At 47.7% G+C, this 16,526-nt stretch carries 21 protein-coding genes; 17 read left to right on the top strand and 4 right to left on the bottom strand.

The annotated features are described in order from the left end of the window. The first annotated feature begins 311 nt into the window (after positions 1–311). From ET33_RS35740 to ET33_RS35730, 3 genes are read left to right on the top strand one after another with little or no spacing between them, the layout of a single operon-like run. Positions 312–1,280, top strand: a complete 969-nt coding sequence (locus ET33_RS35740) for a DUF4261 domain-containing protein (protein ID WP_036694025.1) — start codon at positions 312–314, stop codon at positions 1,278–1,280. A 21-nt stretch (positions 1,281–1,301) separates the two neighbouring features. After that, positions 1,302–2,987 (top strand): DUF6138 family protein, encoded by a 1,686-nt coding sequence (locus tag ET33_RS35735; RefSeq protein ID WP_036694023.1) that lies wholly within the window; start codon positions 1,302–1,304, stop codon positions 2,985–2,987. A 46-nt stretch (positions 2,988–3,033) separates the two neighbouring features. Then, positions 3,034–4,134 carry a WD40 repeat domain-containing protein gene (locus ET33_RS35730; protein WP_036694021.1) on the top strand — a complete coding sequence of 367 codons (1,101 nt, stop codon included), beginning with the start codon at positions 3,034–3,036 and terminating at the stop codon, positions 4,132–4,134. A 58-nt stretch (positions 4,135–4,192) separates the two neighbouring features. On the opposite strand, the gene ET33_RS39440 is transcribed toward ET33_RS35730, so the two are convergent. From ET33_RS39440 to ET33_RS35725, 3 genes are all read right to left on the bottom strand, one after another. Beyond that, on the bottom strand, positions 4,193–4,354 hold the full coding sequence (locus tag ET33_RS39440) for a hypothetical protein (RefSeq protein ID WP_167336461.1): 162 nt from the start codon (positions 4,352–4,354) through the stop codon (positions 4,193–4,195). A gap of 15 nt (positions 4,355–4,369) precedes the next feature. After that, positions 4,370–4,519, bottom strand: a complete 150-nt coding sequence (locus tag ET33_RS39105; RefSeq protein ID WP_161783601.1) for a hypothetical protein — start codon at positions 4,517–4,519, stop codon at positions 4,370–4,372. 577 nt (positions 4,520–5,096) lie between these two features. Next, positions 5,097–5,288 (bottom strand): sporulation protein Cse60, encoded by a 192-nt coding sequence (locus tag ET33_RS35725; RefSeq protein WP_036694019.1) that lies wholly within the window; start codon positions 5,286–5,288, stop codon positions 5,097–5,099. A 261-nt stretch (positions 5,289–5,549) separates the two neighbouring features. On the opposite strand from ET33_RS35725, the gene ET33_RS35720 reads away from it, so the two are divergent. The 6 genes from ET33_RS35720 to ET33_RS35690 all read left to right on the top strand — a co-directional run bounded on the left by ET33_RS35720 (position 5,550) and on the right by ET33_RS35690 (position 8,975). Next, entirely contained in the window at positions 5,550–5,969 is a 420-nt protein-coding gene (locus ET33_RS35720; protein ID WP_051776123.1) for a hypothetical protein, read from the top strand. After that, on the top strand, positions 5,969–6,319 hold the full coding sequence (locus ET33_RS35715; RefSeq protein ID WP_036694017.1) for a hypothetical protein: 351 nt from the start codon (positions 5,969–5,971) through the stop codon (positions 6,317–6,319). Before ET33_RS35720 ends, ET33_RS35715 begins: the two co-directional genes overlap by 1 nt. Before the next feature lie 92 nt (positions 6,320–6,411). Beyond that, positions 6,412–7,047 carry an immunity protein Imm33 domain-containing protein gene (locus tag ET33_RS35710; protein ID WP_036694015.1) on the top strand — a complete coding sequence of 212 codons (636 nt, stop codon included), beginning with the start codon at positions 6,412–6,414 and terminating at the stop codon, positions 7,045–7,047. Positions 7,048–7,349: 302 nt separating this feature from the next. Then, positions 7,350–8,087, top strand: coding sequence for a tRNA(His) guanylyltransferase Thg1 family protein (locus ET33_RS35700; protein WP_036694008.1), 738 nt, complete (start codon positions 7,350–7,352; stop codon positions 8,085–8,087). A gap of 2 nt (positions 8,088–8,089) precedes the next feature. Then, positions 8,090–8,524 carry an AAA family ATPase gene (locus ET33_RS35695; protein ID WP_036694005.1) on the top strand — a complete coding sequence of 145 codons (435 nt, stop codon included), beginning with the start codon at positions 8,090–8,092 and terminating at the stop codon, positions 8,522–8,524. Positions 8,525–8,546: 22 nt separating this feature from the next. Further along, positions 8,547–8,975: a GTP pyrophosphokinase gene (locus tag ET33_RS35690; protein ID WP_036694003.1), complete on the top strand. Its 429-nt coding sequence runs from the start codon at positions 8,547–8,549 to the stop codon at positions 8,973–8,975. A gap of 4 nt (positions 8,976–8,979) precedes the next feature. Here the strand turns inward: ET33_RS35690 and ET33_RS35685 are convergent, their stop codons facing one another. Beyond that, complete coding sequence (locus tag ET33_RS35685; RefSeq protein ID WP_036694000.1) at positions 8,980–9,360, bottom strand: PilZ domain-containing protein; 381 nt, start codon at positions 9,358–9,360, stop codon at positions 8,980–8,982. A gap of 187 nt (positions 9,361–9,547) precedes the next feature. On the opposite strand from ET33_RS35685, the gene ET33_RS35680 reads away from it, so the two are divergent. The 8 genes from ET33_RS35680 to ET33_RS40540 all read left to right on the top strand — a co-directional run. Continuing rightward, positions 9,548–9,859, top strand: a complete 312-nt coding sequence (locus ET33_RS35680) for an ArsR/SmtB family transcription factor (protein WP_036693997.1) — start codon at positions 9,548–9,550, stop codon at positions 9,857–9,859. 95 nt (positions 9,860–9,954) lie between these two features. Continuing rightward, a complete protein-coding gene (locus ET33_RS35675; RefSeq protein WP_036693992.1) occupies positions 9,955–11,142 on the top strand; it encodes an MFS transporter in 1,188 nt (395 codons plus the stop codon). Between the two features lie 121 nt (positions 11,143–11,263). Continuing rightward, on the top strand, positions 11,264–11,668 hold the full coding sequence (locus ET33_RS35670; RefSeq protein WP_036693990.1) for a CBS domain-containing protein: 405 nt from the start codon (positions 11,264–11,266) through the stop codon (positions 11,666–11,668). Between the two features lie 62 nt (positions 11,669–11,730). Then, positions 11,731–13,245, top strand: coding sequence for a hypothetical protein (locus tag ET33_RS35665; protein WP_036693988.1), 1,515 nt, complete (start codon positions 11,731–11,733; stop codon positions 13,243–13,245). Positions 13,246–13,513: 268 nt separating this feature from the next. Further along, positions 13,514–14,185 (top strand): hypothetical protein, encoded by a 672-nt coding sequence (locus ET33_RS35660; protein WP_051776121.1) that lies wholly within the window; start codon positions 13,514–13,516, stop codon positions 14,183–14,185. A gap of 325 nt (positions 14,186–14,510) precedes the next feature. Beyond that, on the top strand, positions 14,511–14,813 hold the full coding sequence (locus tag ET33_RS35655) for an ArsR/SmtB family transcription factor (RefSeq protein ID WP_036694029.1): 303 nt from the start codon (positions 14,511–14,513) through the stop codon (positions 14,811–14,813). Positions 14,814–14,953: 140 nt separating this feature from the next. After that, on the top strand, positions 14,954–16,156 hold the full coding sequence (locus ET33_RS35650; protein WP_051776120.1) for an MFS transporter: 1,203 nt from the start codon (positions 14,954–14,956) through the stop codon (positions 16,154–16,156). 264 nt (positions 16,157–16,420) lie between these two features. Beyond that, positions 16,421–16,526: helix-turn-helix domain-containing protein (locus ET33_RS40540; RefSeq protein ID WP_327204082.1), on the top strand; the 106-nt coding region annotated here is incomplete at its 3' end.

The raw sequence follows: 16,526 nt of genomic DNA, 5'->3' as shown, positions 1-16,526 counted from the left end.
TGACCACAATGCCAGCATGAACATCTTGCAAGAAGGGCTGCGTTTGTTGGCGAAGTTGGGCTGAACTGTGGGAACCGCAGGGATCGCTTGCTCAAGAAGAGAAGGATGCTTCTCTGTTCGCAAGAATCCCCTACCTCAGCGGCATTAGCGCAGGTGGTGGGAGTGTTCAAAAGTCTATCGGTTCAAAAAAAAAATGATGGCATAACTTGTCATCATAATCGTTTGAATGGAATAATGAAAGGGGCGTACCGGGGGCTTCGGACCCTATGGCAATGGAAACCGGAGAATAACGAACAAGAGGAGCGAACGAAATGACGGAGCTGGAAGACCGATTCGAAGAGGATGGAAACGAACAAGAGGAGCAGGACGATTCCGGCTTTGCCCGGGTTTATATGGTGGAGCTGCTGTACAAGACGAAGCCGGAGCTGTCCCGCGAGGCGCTGTACGCGAAGATGGAAGCCTACACGGGACAGGTTGACGTTCCGGATGATGAGGATGCCGAGGACGAAGAGGACAAGGCCGATGTTCCCGGTCTTGCCGTCTGGGAAGCGGAAGATCCGGACCCAAGCAACGACACGCTGATGTTTTTTCATCTTAACTATAAAGTCGCCTATGAGGAAGGCGAACTTCCGGCGCAAACGTGCGTATTCCAGACCAACGAGGAGACGAAGCCGGAAAAGTACGAAACGGCCCTGCAGCAAGCGTGGGATTGGCCCGAAGCCCGCGAGACGGTGGGAGCATGCCGCCATTCCGTGCTGCTTACCGATTTCTGCGCCGCAGGCCTTCCTTATAAAGAACGGCTGGAGCTGTTCCAGAATGCGCTGCGGGCTCTGCTGGAGGTTGCTCCGTGCGACGCCCTCTATTGGAGCGCAAGCGACAAAATCGTAGATTCGGAGCAGTACCAGAGCGCTCTCGCGGAAGGACAGACGCTGTATGGAGCGATGAACGTCAGATTTTATAACGTTCAGGGCAGGGGAGCGGAGCGCCGGGAGTTTTTGATGGATACGACCGGACTCGCTGCGTTGGGACTGCCGGACCTGCAGTGTCATTTTTACGATATGGAGCCGGGAGAAGTCGCCTCCGTCCTGGGTGATCTCGGCTATTACCTGTATAACCGGGGAGACGTCATTCAGGACGGCGAGACGGTTGGCTGGACGGAGCAGCAGCGCTGGCGCTGCGAGCATCAGTATGCACTGGCAGCGCCGCGCCGTTACGTGCTGGATTTGGATCCGGGCGAGCCTTACTATGCCGGCAGACAGCATCATGGCGAAAACCGATAATGCAGGAGGCTGGACTATCGTATGGATAGCATGCTGGAAGATCTCATCAACGAAATGAAGCAGGCCATTGAGAAATGGTTCGAATTCATTGGCGATAAGGATGCGGAACAAATTGTGAAGCGTACCCCGCTGCAGGTCGGGATTCATGACTACGGCTTGCTGGAATACGCCAAGGGCAGAGTCAACGTGTCGGACACGGAGCTCGATTTCGTGTCCCCGAAAGTCAAGACCCGGCTGGGCGAGTCTGCCGAGCTATTGTCGGAGGAACAAGTCCGGGAGCAGATCGTCCCTCGCTTGGCTGTATTCATGCAGCAGCAATTGGATAGCCTTCCGTCCCCGGCTTTAATCGATTATAAATTTACGTTCTGGGGAAAGTTTCGCGTGCAGGAAGGCGAAGTGACGCTTCCTATTCTCCAGCATATCAATGAGGCGAAAAAAGAGCGGCTGCTGAATTTCATCGCGTCTTATATCCAAACGAAGCTTAAGGACGGGAAGCACCCTACCAAGCCGCTGGAGACTTTCTTTCTCTCCAGACATCTGCTCGACGAGAAATTATTTCCCGACCCGGATGCAGGGCGGATCATTTCCATGTTCGAGAATATTTTGGAGCTGAATAAAGGGAAGAAAGAGCGGCTTGCCGAGCATCGTTCGAAGATCGTGAACGCTCTGCGGAATTGGGCGGAGGAAACGTTTCTTCCCCGCTATTTCGAGATTCGGAAAGAGCTGTGGAATCAAGCCGAATATACGAGAAAAAGCGATATTCAGCTTGAAGATACCGAGCAAGGACCGATTGAGCTGCTTTTATATACGGCGGTGTCTATCATTAAATATGAGCCTTCTTACAGCAAAAGCACGGGGCTTACCTTCCTGGAACGGGCCGTCGAGCTGGGAAGCGCCCGGGCATCCCGCTATATGAAGGAAGGCAGCGGAACGTTTGCCAAGGAAGATGTGTATTTCCGCAATGAGCTTGTGGAATGCACGGCCAATGACGTATTCGCTACCGTAACGATTGCCATTAAGCAGGAAGCCGAGGAGAGCTACGCGCGTGCGCTCCGGTTTATTTGCCGCTTACTGCAGCAAGGGTTCCCCAAAAGCTATCAGATTAAACTGAAATCCAGCGTTAAGCAGTTTTTGCCCATCAAGGGTTTAGCGAAGTCGGGGACACATCGTTTCTTCGCTAACGCTATGGAATACCCGAATCTGCACCCGCTGTTGGAGGAATATGCCCGCGAAGCGATGGAAGAGTTCGAATGGTATGCGGATACGGAAGGCGAGAAGAACTGCATGCCGGGAAGCTATGCCGTCTTCGGCCTCGGATTGGCGAACCGGAGCTATTTTGCGCTGATAGAGGACTATATGAAGCAAGTGGATGACGAGCACCAGTCCGTGCAAAATGACTTCACGGCCGCCTTCGTCGAACAGTATGGCGTGAATGCGGAGACCATCCCTACGCTAGTGACGTGCTTGCTGCACAGCACCGACTCGATCAAGCTGAAGATCAAACCGGCGATGGAAGAGGAAGCCCATGCAAGCTTGCTGCTTGACACGGTTAGTGGCCTTCAGTCTTATGAAGCGGAGCGTATCGTTTACGCGATTTGGGGCGGCATGGAAAAGCTTAAGACTGTTGCTGCCAAAGCCAAAGGGGAGAAGGCGGCTTTGCTGTCAGGACTTGTGCAGGCCGCATCCTCTAAGGAAAGCCAACGCTAGGCAGCGATAGAAGAAGGCTAAGTGATATAGACAAGGCGAGGGCGCGATGGAAAGAACGTTAACGGACAGAATCAGCAACAAAACATGGTCGATTCGACAAACCGGGAATCAAGTTTTCACTTCAAGCAACGGTGGCAAAGCGAAAGAAAAAGGATTTGATGAACCGGGGCAAGCGGCAAAGTATGTGCAGAAGGAAACGTGGAGCAGGTTGAAAAAAGGGTTTGTGCTGCACAACCCGCAAGCTGGAGCCGGACAGCCGGTCCTGCACCGTTACATCGGAGGCGGCTACACCGGGTTTATGCCGCTGGCCACGATAGAGGATACGAATGCGTTCTTTTGCGGCTATGTGGTGGGCCAGTTTGAAAAAGTAGAGGTTTATCTCATGGACGATCAAGGGGAGAAACAATCAACCTACGAGCTTCCGGGAGAGCAGTTAATCTTGGATATGCGGCACTGTGCCGAACAGAACGTACTGCTGTTGAATATTGACCATCAAATTGCGGGGCTTTCTCTGGGCAATGGCGAGATGGAGCGATACACTTCCAAAATGCCGGCGAGCACACTGTCGGTCTCCGGCTCGGCGGCGCTCTGGTACGATAAGTCCAGTCTTGTCGTCTATGATCTGGGGACGAATACTGTCCGCTATACGAGACAGGTGGAATGCGAGAAGTACGGGGGACATAGTCCGCAGCTTTGCGCCGCATTGTCGCACGACGGCCGCCTGATGGCGTATTGTACGCGAACCGCCGAAATCGGAATCGTCGATATGACGACCATGCAGGAGCGCACAATCGCAAAAGACAAAAATGCGATGACGTCGAGCATGGCTTTTTCACCGGACGGCCGGTTGCTGTTCACGCAGGAGCAGTATGGTTCATGGTCGCTCAAGTGCTACGACCTGGACACGATGACCGGATGCAGGGATTGGATGACGCCGGATATAAAAAGCTTTGCAATCCACGAACGTAGAAGGCTGCTCGCCGTGTACAATTATGGCAAGATTCAACTGTTCGACCTTCATACCATGAAACCGACGATGGCGCTTGAGGTCGAGCATGTTGTGAAAAACTGTACCCTTGCCTTTACACAGGATTACCTCGCCGTCTATACGGATTATGGCTGTGTTAGTCTCTATGCTCTTGCATAACTAAAAAACAAGCCGGAGCGCAATTTCGGTTGCACTCTAGGCTTGTTTTTCATTTGCTTTATAGCTGATCCGCATTTGAAGACGGCTTGCCATAGGGATCGAGATTTTCGTCCCCAATGATATCTACATAATCTTTGGCGCCTTCGGGGACAGTCAATAAATCTGCCGCTTCCGCCGTCGTCTCCAGATTTTCAATGCCTGCCTGAGTTTCTTTATCCATCGTTACCTCCTATATTTATTCAATCGAGTATCCATCCAATTTTTCACGATCTCCGATTTCCTGGGTATCATCCGTTCGAAATCCTTCACGTTCATGGGACTCAAGGTCCTCATAGACCGTTTTGGGATTTCCGTCCGTTTCTTTTTCCAGTTTGTCTTGCGGCATGGCTTCATCTCCTTTACAATGGATATCATTTACAGCAAGCGGCATTATTATTCTAAATTAAAAAGACCGCCAATCATGGCGGCCGAGTGTTGAGAAAGTGGTCAAATGAGGTAATAGAGGTTACGAGGGGGTGGGATATCTACTTCCGGTCGCTCTTGTCTGCAGGAAATTTTTATTTGAAGCCGCTTAGCGGCGGGTATTTCCCGCAGACAAAGGCGAACGCTATCGCTCCTCCAGTAGATACCCCACTCTCTATACTTGTCAAAATCACTTTCTAAACAGCCTGAATCGCCAAGCATGGCGGCCGAGTGTTGAGAAACCCTAGGAGTAGAAAACTCAGACAAATAGAGGTGGGTATATCCCGTAAGAGTTTACGTCCGCCTCCCGTGAAAATACCGCAAATTCTAATCAAATTCACGGGTAGATTGGGGGTCCCCGGAAAGTAATAGGAATAAGCTTCCAAGTGTTACTTCACTTTCTGGGGGAGGGCAGCGGCTGGAGGGATATACCCCACCGGCGTATGTAGAGAGCTTTCTGCGCGAAGCGGGTTTTCTTAACAAACCCGCCAATCGGCGGCTTACTTATCCTGTGTCCGGTAAACGACGAGGATCGTGCTTCTTTGATATTCCCCTTTGTCGGGTTTGCTTTTGATAATGGACCCGTAGCTTATACTTACAATTTGATCTTCCGCCAATGTGGCCAGAAATTCATTGCAGCTTTTCTCGGCAAGCCTGACGTCGGAATCAAGAAACTCTTTCACTTGAATCATGCTTTTCACCTTTCTTGGCTTATGATTTTGACCCGTTATACATTAAATGTAAAAAACCGCTTTCATGCAGTAAGGCACCCCGCCCGCTAGAGAGTGGAATGCCTTACCAATTGACCATAACATAGAACAACTATGGAGTCAAACCTGCTAGATTCTAACGATGAATCCAAACCTATTGTGGAAATGAAATTTTGAATTGGTTATGATAGGAAGGGAAGCCATACATACAAGAACCGGACCGAGGAGAGGGCGTTCATCCAAATGAGATATAACGGCATTCGTGAGATCATCGAAAGAGAGCCTCCGAAGCATCAATTTGAAAAAATATCGGAAGCGGAGCTGGAAAAAGAAATCATCGACGGGATTCCGCAAGATTTTGTTGATTTTTTGAAAGAAATCGGACAGGGAACATTGGATGATGAATTTTTTCAATTTTTCGGCTGTTTAGTGCAGGCTGACGAGTTTTACGATGAACTGTATCGTGAAGAAGACCATGACGAGCTCAAAGACGTCTTACTATTTGGACGCAAATGTACTGGCGATGCGGTAGGTTTTTGGACAACGGAGGATTGGTCTATTGTCGAGGTATGGCACGACGACGATTTAACCCTTCATCCCGTAGAGGAAGCGACTTTCGAGGAGTATATCAATCATTTGTTTACACCCAAAGGAGAACAGTAATGGATGAGAAATTGCTTAAAAAAATTGTAATGAACGTCCCTTTTTCCTACCCGCTGGCGGAAGGAACCACGATTCAAAAAAATGCCAACGATCCGAAGCTGCAAGTGAAGTGCTGTTATCTTACCGTCGTGAATAAAAGCGATCATACGGGAATCGAGGTTTTTATTAAACCGGACACCTCTTTCTTGATTACGAAGGCCACTTATAATTATGACACCTTTGAAATGACAGTGGTCAGGCAGCTGGAGAATATCTCCGTTCACTATAATGAACTTTCGGATTATATCGGGCAAGAAAATATGAGCCTGATTGACGACCGGCTGACTTATTATTTATTTAAGTCCCTGTAACGGTGAAAATACATTTTTCATGATGAGGATCATGGCGAATGTATTTTTCATATTGGCGAACAAAGTTAATTTTACGGGAGAGTGGAGACTTCATGGCCTGGACACTGGATAATGCCGCCGACCGTCATAAAGAAGCGCCCTATACTTTCTATATTCCGAGCGATGAAGTCTTAGATCGGCTGCACGCGGGCGACTTGGTCAAGCTCATTTTTATGGCGGAGGAAACGCTGGATAATGGCTGTGGAGCCGAAAGAATGTGGGTGAAAATTGTCGAGCGGCATGCTTCCGATTTCCGTGGGGAATTGGTCAATCATCCGGTATACTTAGAATCTCCGCAATATGGAGATGTGATTCGCTTCAACTCGGTACATATTTGCAGTACGCAATTAGACGACCCGCGTGCGAAGGAAATGGATTATTATTTTGACTACAAGGTCATCGTGAGTAATGACGTTCTGGAACGAGAACAATTTAATTTTATGATGAAAGATGAGCCGAACAACGAACAGGATACGGGATGGGTGTTTTTCAGCGGGTACGAGGATGACGACTATAATGGAGACAGCACAAATTTTCAAGTCGTTTCCTTGGGAGTCGTATTAAATATGGACGATTCGATCATTCCCTATCTGGATGCCGAGCCTCCGAGTGCCTACGAAAGAGACTTGGAGTCAGGCAAGTTTGTATTTGTCGAAGATTATGATTGGGACGCGTACTATGAAAGTTAGCTTGAAGTTTAGGAATAAAGCTGGTCAAAGGGGGTCATAAAAAATGGTAGAATGTCCACACTGCGCGAAGCCTACGGCATTTCAAAGGCACTGTTCCCATTGCGGAACAATTATACAGCATACGGTCGAAGAGAAGTTTGAGCTGCTTAGCGAAGCTGTCGAGAAGGCGCTTAAGAAAGAACGCCAAAAGCGAAAAAAGAAAAGGCGGGTAAAAATGCTTATTGGCATAGTTATCATTTTACTGGCCGTCTATGTCGGAGTGAAAAGCGTCGGAACATAATAACAATGGAGGGCGGAAATCCATGAAAAAAGATGAGTTTGGAAACCGGATGAAGGAGTATGAGCATGCGTTCCGGCACAGCTTGCCGCGCCGTCTCCCGATTATTGTCAGAATCGACGGGTGTCATTTTCATACTTTTACCCGTGGCATGAAGAAGCCCTTTGACGAGACATTGACCCATGCTTTGTGGGAAACGTGCAAGTACCTTGCGCAAAATATCATGGGATGTAAAATTGTTTATCATCAAAGTGACGAGATTTCCTTGCTGCTCACCAATTATGATAAATTAACAACCCAGTCATGGTTCGAGAACAATATCCAAAAGATCGTTTCCATATCCGCCTCCATGGCGACGGCAAAGTTCAACGAAGAGATGCGAAAGATGGATCCGGTCACGCCTTTGGCGACTTTCGATAGCAGGGCATGGGTGCTTCCGCACGATGAAGTCGCCAATTATTTTGTGTGGAGACAGCAGGACGCCACGAAAAACAGCATATCGATGGTGGCCCAGGCCCATTTTCCGCATAACCAATTGCAAGGACTCGACGGAAAGCAGCTTCAAGATAAGCTCTTCTTGGAGAGAGGGATCAATTGGAACGATCTGCCTGTATGGCAGAAGCGCGGAGTATGCATCACCAAGCAGCAGTACTATAAAGGCGAAGCTTTAAGAAGCAAATGGGATGTGGATAAAGAGACGCCGATCTTCTCGCAGCATAGGGAATACTTGAATCAGTATGTTTATTTGGACAAGGGGGAGTAGGCTTGGAGTGCGTCCTGTTCATTGGCATTCAGGCTTCCGGCAAATCGACCTTCTACAAAGAAAAGTTTTTTAATACGCACATCCGAATTAACTTGGATATGCTAAAAACAAGACATAGAGAAGACATCTATCTGGCCGCCTCCATCGAAGCGAAGCAGCCTTTCGTCGTCGATAACACGAATCCTACCGCCGAGGATCGAAAAAAGTATATTGAGGCCGCGAAGCGGGGGAGGTTCAAGGTGACCGGCTATTATTTCGAGCCGGATTTTGCTGAATCCATGAAGCGCAATGAGCTCAGGGCAGGGATCGAAAAGATTCCGGAAATCGGCATAAAAAGCGTACTTAAGAAATTGACCCCGCCCCACGCCGATGAAGGATTCGACGAATTGTACAAAGTGATCTCGCAGAACGGCAAGTTTATCGTATCAGAGCTATAACTTTATAAACGGAGAGTGAGACATGTCCGATTTAACCAAAGCGATCCTTATCGCCACAGCCGCTCATCAAGATCAGTTGGATAAAGGCAATCAGCCCTACATTCTTCATCCGTTACGTTTGATGCTGAAAGCGCCGGATAACGACTCAAGAATTGTTGCCGTTCTGCACGACGTTATCGAGGATACGGACGTGACGATTGAATCCCTCAGGCAAGAAGGCTTTGCAGAGCGTCTCTTGGAGGCTCTCGATTGTCTCACACGCAGAGATAACGAGACCTATGAGGAATTTCTTCAGCGAATCAAGCCAAACTCTTTAGCCAGATATGTGAAGCTCTTGGATCTGGAAGACAACCGGGATGTCCGAAGAATAAAGAACCTTTCGGAAGAAGATTTTGAGCGCTTGCAAAGGTATGAGAAAGCCGTAAAATACTTACTTACCAGAAGCCCGTAACTCCTTAAGTTACCGTAATTTTTCTTAGGGCCGTTAAGGTTCGCAGTCCGGCGAGCAGATGTCTTCGTTCGGACTCGTTCATCATGAATTTTACGCCGTAATGATAGAGCGCGTTCGTAGATTGCAGCTGCCAGCGAATCGAACCGTTGAGCTTCAGCAGCTCCTCTTGCAGCTGCACATGCAGAACGATCTGCAGCTTGTTGCTGGCTGCGTTTAGATTCAAGGGAGTCACGATTTTGCACCCCGAGTTGCTGATATCCATCAAGGTTGCTTTGACCGGTGTGCTCGACGTCGTTTTGCCGTTAATATTCGTGACTTCGAAATAGCAGACTAACGGGGTATTTAAACTATATCTAAAAGCATCGCTTCGCTTGTTGTGATACATGACGCACCGCCTTAAGTTAGTATTGGAATAGTTGAACCCACAATTGGTATGGTTTATACATATATCGGTAATTATGATCGTTTATTTAATCTTTTAATGTTAACTACAAGAACTGCCTGAATGAATTCGATTATGTTCCCTGATATGTCAGCTTTACAAATCTACAAAAATAGATATAATGATGCGTATGGATCCTTTATTGATATATAAAGCATTGTCTAACGAAACCCGTCGTCAAATTATGGTGTGGTTAAAAGACCCGGAGCAATACTTCGATAAGACCCCCTATATCGAACACGGGATCGATTTCCGCATCGGCGTGTGTGTATCGGATATTCAAACGAAAGCGGAGCTTGCCCAATCGGTCGTGTCCAACTATTTGTTAACGATGCAAAAAGCCGGCTTGTTGGAAGCGGAGCGGTATGGAAAGTGGACGTTTTATCGTCGGAACGAAAAGACCATTCAGCAATTTGCCGAGTATATTCGGTCCGAACTTTAGAAAGAAAGGAGGCATTCTCTTTTTTTATTTTTTTGCATACTTATATCTATATATATGTATTTGAAGATTACACATGAAATGGAGTTTTGTGAGAAATGAACAAGATCAACCCTTTGCTTATCCTCGTTCTTGCATTAGGCGTATTCGGAATTATCACGACGGAAATGGGAATTGTCGGGGTGCTGCCCCAGGTTACGCAGAAATTCAACATCTCCACCTCGCAGGCCGGATGGCTGGTCAGCATATTTGCTTTGGTCGTTGCAATCTCAGGCCCGTTCCTGACGCTGCTCGCCTCCGGCATGAACCGCAAATTCATACTATTGACCGCAGTTCTGTTGTTTGCGATTTCCAATATCGTGTATGCTTTTACGACGAGATTTGACGTCATGCTCGCTTTCCGCATTATTCCGGCTATTTTTCATCCCGCTTTCTTTTCCGTTGCACTTGTCACGGCAGCATCGCTCGTTTCTCCGGAGAAAAGCGGCCAGGCGGTCACCAAGGTTTTTGCCGGTATTACGGTCGGGTTTGCCTTCGGCGTTCCGTTGACTTCCTATCTGGCGGAGAAGGTCTCGCTGGAAGCCGCTTTCCTGTTCGGGGCTGTCGTCAGCGTTGTGGCCTTTGTCGGTATTTGGGCCTGGCTTCCCTCGATGCCAGTTCAAGCAAAGCTGTCCTACGGCGCGCAGCTCGGTATTTTACGCAAGCCGGCATTGTGGCTTAACATCGCTGCAGTGACGAGTATATTCGCCGCGATGTTCTCGGTGTACAGCTACTTCGCCGAATATCTCGGGCAAGTCACCCATATGAACGGCTCCTGGATCAGTATGATGCTGATGGTCTTTGGAGTGATTATGATTTTGGGCAATTTCTTATTCGGAAGCTTTTTGCAAAAGAGCGTTCTTCGAACGACAGTCCTCTTTCCTGTAGTTTATATTGCCGCTTACCTGCTCATTTATTATGCGGGAGGTTATTTCATTCCCATGATCGCGATGATCCTGCTGTGGGGGATCGTGCATTCCGGCGGTCTGATTGTCAGTCAAAGCTGGCTTATGACTGAGGCGCAGGCGGCTCCTGAGTTCGGCAACAGCCTGTTTGTCTCCTTCACGAATCTCGGCATAACGATCGGAGCGTCGGTCGGCGGCTGGTTTATCGGACAGTTGGGAATCCATCAGTTGATGTGGAGCGGGATCGGGTTTGCCCTGCTGGCTTTCCTGCTCATCGCCGTAAAAATAAAACGGTACAGCACAAAAGCTGTGGTCAAGGAGCAGGGAGCTGCGACGCCGTAGCCGGTCACGCTTTAGCCGCAGGATTTCATAGCAAGTTTTTTCTTTCTTCCAGGTATGCTAAACTTAATAACATAAGGAATGTGACCTCTAGGACCAAACTCGGAAGAAAGGAGCTCTACCGATGCAAATTTCCGATTTTCTGTTCCCTAAGAACAAAGTGGCCTATATTATCTCGTCCGCTACGATGCAGGAGGCCTTGGACAAGCTAGAACAAAGTCAATACACGGCCATTCCCGTGATTGATGGGGAGGGGAAATACATTGGCACCCTCTCGGAAGGGGATCTATTCTGGAAAATGAAGAATACCCCCGGATTGAGCTTTCAAAACTTGGATATAATTAAAGTTCATGAAATTAAACGCCGTATTCATAATGAGTGCGTTTCGATCAATGCGCACCTGGAGGATATGCTTCATCTGGCTGCCGATCAGAACTTCGTTCCCGTCGTAGACGACAACCGGATCTTCATCGGGATTATCCGGCGCAAAGATATCATCGAGTACTATACGAACAATATTACGGATTAACCGTTAGGGCAAGCCGGGTTTTAAGCAAGCATATTAAAATCAAGCGTCTAGGTGAGGGAACGATGGATTATACAATTTTACCGTTTTCGCGAATCAAGCATTTGCTTCCCGCGGACAGCTGGGTCTATACCCATAATGAGCGGAACCATGGAAAGTTCGAAGAGAACCCTGTCGTTTTTTTTCAAGGGAATAGCCGGCTTGAGAACCTGAATCTGGACAGGCCACTCGACGAGGAGCATGTCTTTCTCGTCCTCGTGGACGGCAATCTTGCAGTCGATACCTATGTTTATAACGAGGAAACCGACGGTGCGACATGTCTTATCGTCAAAGGCGATCTGCACGCGCAAAATATGGTGGTCGGCGGTCAGGAGATTTATGTAGCCGGTAATCTAGAAGTCGCGGAGCTGTTTTGGGGAGAGTATAATCACGGCGATTTGACTGTGGCCGGAAATGCTTTCGCTTCGGTATTTATGGATACGGAGGAGTACCACGTTTCGGTGAGAGGCGAGCAGCAGTTCTCCCAGCGAATCAGCAACTGGGACGAGTTGGGGGACTGGAATGACTTGGACGAAGACTTGCTCAAAGGGGTATTTGCGCAAGATTGCGTTATGGAATTGGACGAGGAGCTGACGCTGGACCGGGAGAAGATGCTGGAATATTTTAAAGCCGGCCGTTCTGTGCTCATCCTGGACAAGATCAAAGCGGCAGAAGAACCAGACATTCCTTTTCCGTTCGACAATTCCGAAATGAGCACCGGGAACCTGATCCGGTTGGCGGACTCTGTTTTGATGCCGTTTGAAGCAAAGGGATCCGGGGGAAAATATGAGTTTTGGCGGGATGACGAGTTTTATCGCGTAATCCGTTCATCCAGCGAAGCGGAATATCGGGCGGTTTACCTGCAGGAAGATCGATGCGCCGTAATTGTGGAAACAAAGGAGGAGGAACGAAACGGAATCCCGAACATGACGTTGCATTACAGAGGGCGTTATATCGAAGGGGAGGATACGGAATGGTACTCGATCGACGATACTTCTCCCGAGCCGTTTCGTCTTTTGCTGCAACGCGGCTGGCCTGCACTGCTGACTGCCGTATCCCGGTTCGAATATTACCGCAGCTATGTTAAGCCTGAGCAAATTAGCGAGATTCTCTCCCTGCCTCTGGTAGAACCGTATAACGATTTCTATGACGAGGACAAGGGAGGATTCTGGTGCGGCAGCGTATATGCCGGATTCCGGCAGCCTGGCGTGGTGCGGGACGGAGAGGAAAAGCCTCCTTGCGTGATCGTCGCCAGAGAACAAGGAGAGGACATGGAAATTTATCATTTTTCAGTGGAAAAGTGTGTAAACGGGTCCGAAACCGTCGAAATCCTTTATCAGGCCAGCAACGGGTATGAGCATAAGGCGCTGCCCGTGTGGGATGAGGAAAAGCTAAAAATCGCCTGCCGGCTATTTCGTATTGCGGAGAAGAAGCTTTTTTCGCTCAATCAAAATTTGCTCGCCGGACACATTCCTTATTCGGCAGAATCCTTTGCCGTCAAGTACTGGAAGGAACAGGGATACCTGAGAATCAAAAGATGATTGCCTAAGAACATCATAGAGAGTATTATATATTGCAATTCCGGAAAAGTCCCCTCGAAGTCGACACTCTTGAAAGAGTGAGCTTGGAGGGGATTTTTCTATGTCGAAAAATGAGACATCTTAAAACTGTTACATATACATATATAGTAGAGTTATAGTTAAATAATTGTAAATTAGTAGAATAATGTTGATATATTGGTAATATTATGCTATTTTGGGTTTAGTATATTGTGCACATTATACTAAACTATCATTAAGGAGTGACTTTATGAAAAAGCTTATGATTTCCGCTATGGTTACACTCACTTTGATGGCCCCTACAAACATTTTTGCAGCTTCTCCCGATTCTGTTGCTTCCATTGCAGCGGCTGAAAATAGCGGCTCTGCTTGGGTTGCGAGATTTCCTGGTTCCAAAAGTGTCGATGATCTGAACGATCCGTTCAAAAGCAATGTCAAAAGCTTCATAGCCGCACTTCAAGAGGCAGGCATTTCAACAAGCATTGAATCTACTTATAGACCGGAAGAACGGGCTTATTTGATGCATTGGTCGTGGAAGATTGTAAATAAGAAGGCAAGTCCGAAGGATGTGCCTGCCAAGGCCGGCGTCAATATCAAATGGGTACACGATAATGATGATGCAAACTACACCAAATCGATCGCCGGAGCAAAAGAAATGGTCAACGGCTACGGGATTTCTAACTTAAACGTCGCACCGGCGCTGAACTCCAACCATACCGCAAGAAATGCGATAGATCTTGGTACGTCTTGGTCGAAGTCCAGCGTTGTGATCACAGATGCGAACGGCAAAAAAGTAACGATCGATTCCGGCACCAAAAATAGTACAAACGCAACGTTGATTTCCGTAGCCAAAACGTATGGCCTGGTCCATTACACGCCTGTAAATGACGATAAAAACCATTTTTCTCCTAACGGGCACTAGTTTCATTCGAGAGTCGAATTTATTCGACTCTTGGGCTTGTTGAGAACGTGGTGAATTGCGGTAATAGAGGTGTACGAGGGGCGGGGTATCTACTTCCGGTCGCTCTTGTCTGCAGGAAATTTTTAATTGAAGCCGCATAGCAGCGGGTATTTCCCGCAGACAAAGGCGATCGCTATCGCTCCTCCAGTAGATACCCCACCTCCGTATGTTTCTTCTATTTCAGTCAAAACCACTTTCGCAACACTCTGGAGAGTCGAATTTATTCGACTCTTTTTTATTATTTAAAGAACTTGACATATCGATAAATTGCGATATTATAATGTGTATGGAGCCGATTGAAATTTTTAAAGCACTGTCCAATGAGTCCAGGTTGCAAATTTTGCATTGGTTGAAAGATCCCGAAAAACATTTTACGCCCCACGAAGGGATTGATATGAGGAATATCGGGGTATGTGTGAGTCAAGTCACGGAAAAGCTGAAGATGACACAGTCCACAGCTTCCCAATATTTATCGATACTCCAGCGGGCAGGTCTGATCACGACCGAACGGATCGGTAAGTATACGTACTTCAAAAGAAACGAGGATACGATACGCGAAATCGGTGCATTTTTTAACAACGAAATCTAACGACAACAAAACTGAATGCTCTCCCGAGGATTCGGTTTATGTCTGGTCTACATATCGATATATTTTAATATATCGATATTTTTACTCAGAACACATTGATAATTTATAATATATAGATGTGAAAAAGGAGTGGTAATTTGATGTCGAGTACTTGGAAAGTTTATTTTTTGGCCATTGTCAGTTTTTTGGTAGGGACATCCGAGTATGTCATTTCAGGTATTCTGGATAAGATCTCGGATACGATGGGGATCTCGATTACTTCGGCCGGGCAGCTCGTGACCATTTTCTCATTTGTATATGCTGTTTGTACCCCCATATTGATGGCATTGACGGCAAAAATAGAGCGGCAAAAGCTGCTCGTTGGGGCGCTCGGAATTTTCGTGGCAGCGAATATTTTGTCTTTTGTTTTGCCGGGATTCGGACTTTTCGTATTGGCGCGCGTTCTTATGGCTTTAGGTGCCGGAATGGTTGTTGTCACCGCCCTGGATATAGCGGCGAAAATTGCGCCTGAAGGTAAACAGGCCAGTTCCATTGCCACTGTGGTGATGGGCTTCACGACGTCACTAATTATCGGTGTTCCTCTCGGACGCATGATCGCTGCGGCATACGGCTGGAAATCGGTGTTCGGTTTCATCGCCATAATTGGGGTTCTGGCGATCTTTGTTCTATACAAAACGATCCCGCGAGTGAAAGGGGATGCCCCCGTACCTTTATCCAAGCAGCTTGCTCTTCTAAAAAGCAGAAAAGTGGCTCTTGGACTCTCGATTACTTTCCTCTGGCTGGGCGGCTACTCGATAGCTTATACTTACATTTCTCCTTATCTTCTCAAGGTTGCCGGCTTGAATGAAGAAGTGCTGAGCGGAGCTTTATTGGCGTTCGGCGTGGCCAGCTTAATCGGCTCCAAATTTGGAGGCTACAGTACGGATAAATGGGGAGTTTCTTCCACGTTAATCGGGGGAATGTTCCTTCACATCGCGGCTCTCCTTTTGCTGTCTGTTACAGTCGCTCTAACGAATTCATGGTGGCTCGTTATCGCCGTGCTTGTATTATGGTCATTTGCAGCGTGGTCATCCGGTCCTACGCAGCAATATAATTTGATCCGAATCGAGCCGAATTATTCGGGAGTCATGCTCGGACTTAACCAATCTACGATGCAATTATCGATGGCAGCAGGAGCGGGAATTGGCGGTTTCGCCGTGGATCGGGTATCCTTATCATCCATTCCGTGGTTTGGGACGATTGGTGTCGTTATTGCAGTCGCGGCCTCGTTCGTATTATTTTCATGGATAAGAGGGGAGTCAAGAAAAGCAAGCAAGCCGCAGGAACATATTTTATCGGACTGATTCTGATTCGGATATTCAGGTGCTCCCCAGATCGATAGATCGGCAAACCGGCGGAGCATCAAGATTACTTTTGGAAACCCATGTCTATCCGATGTGGGTTTCTCTTTGTTTTGGTGTCTCACAGATAGAGGATACTCGTGAAAGCAAAGCGAATATTAAAGAGAACTAGAGGTGATCCGGATTTTTTTATCGTTAAGGCTGAGAAGACTCCCTCTTCGATAAGGGGGAGATGAATCAGCATCTCTTGTGCATGAATACGAACATATGTGCTATAATTATCATAAAATCACCAAAGGAGGTAAATCCCGCATGTTGCATCATAAAGCTTTTCGCTTTCGCATCTACCCTACGGAGGAGCAAACGACGCTGA

The sequence above is a fragment of the Paenibacillus tyrphae genome (assembly GCF_000722545.1).
Lineage (GTDB): Bacteria > Bacillota > Bacilli > Paenibacillales > NBRC-103111 > Paenibacillus_G > Paenibacillus_G tyrfis.
Note: the sequence above shows the minus strand (reverse complement) of the source record. Positions and strands in the feature narration are given on the sequence as shown.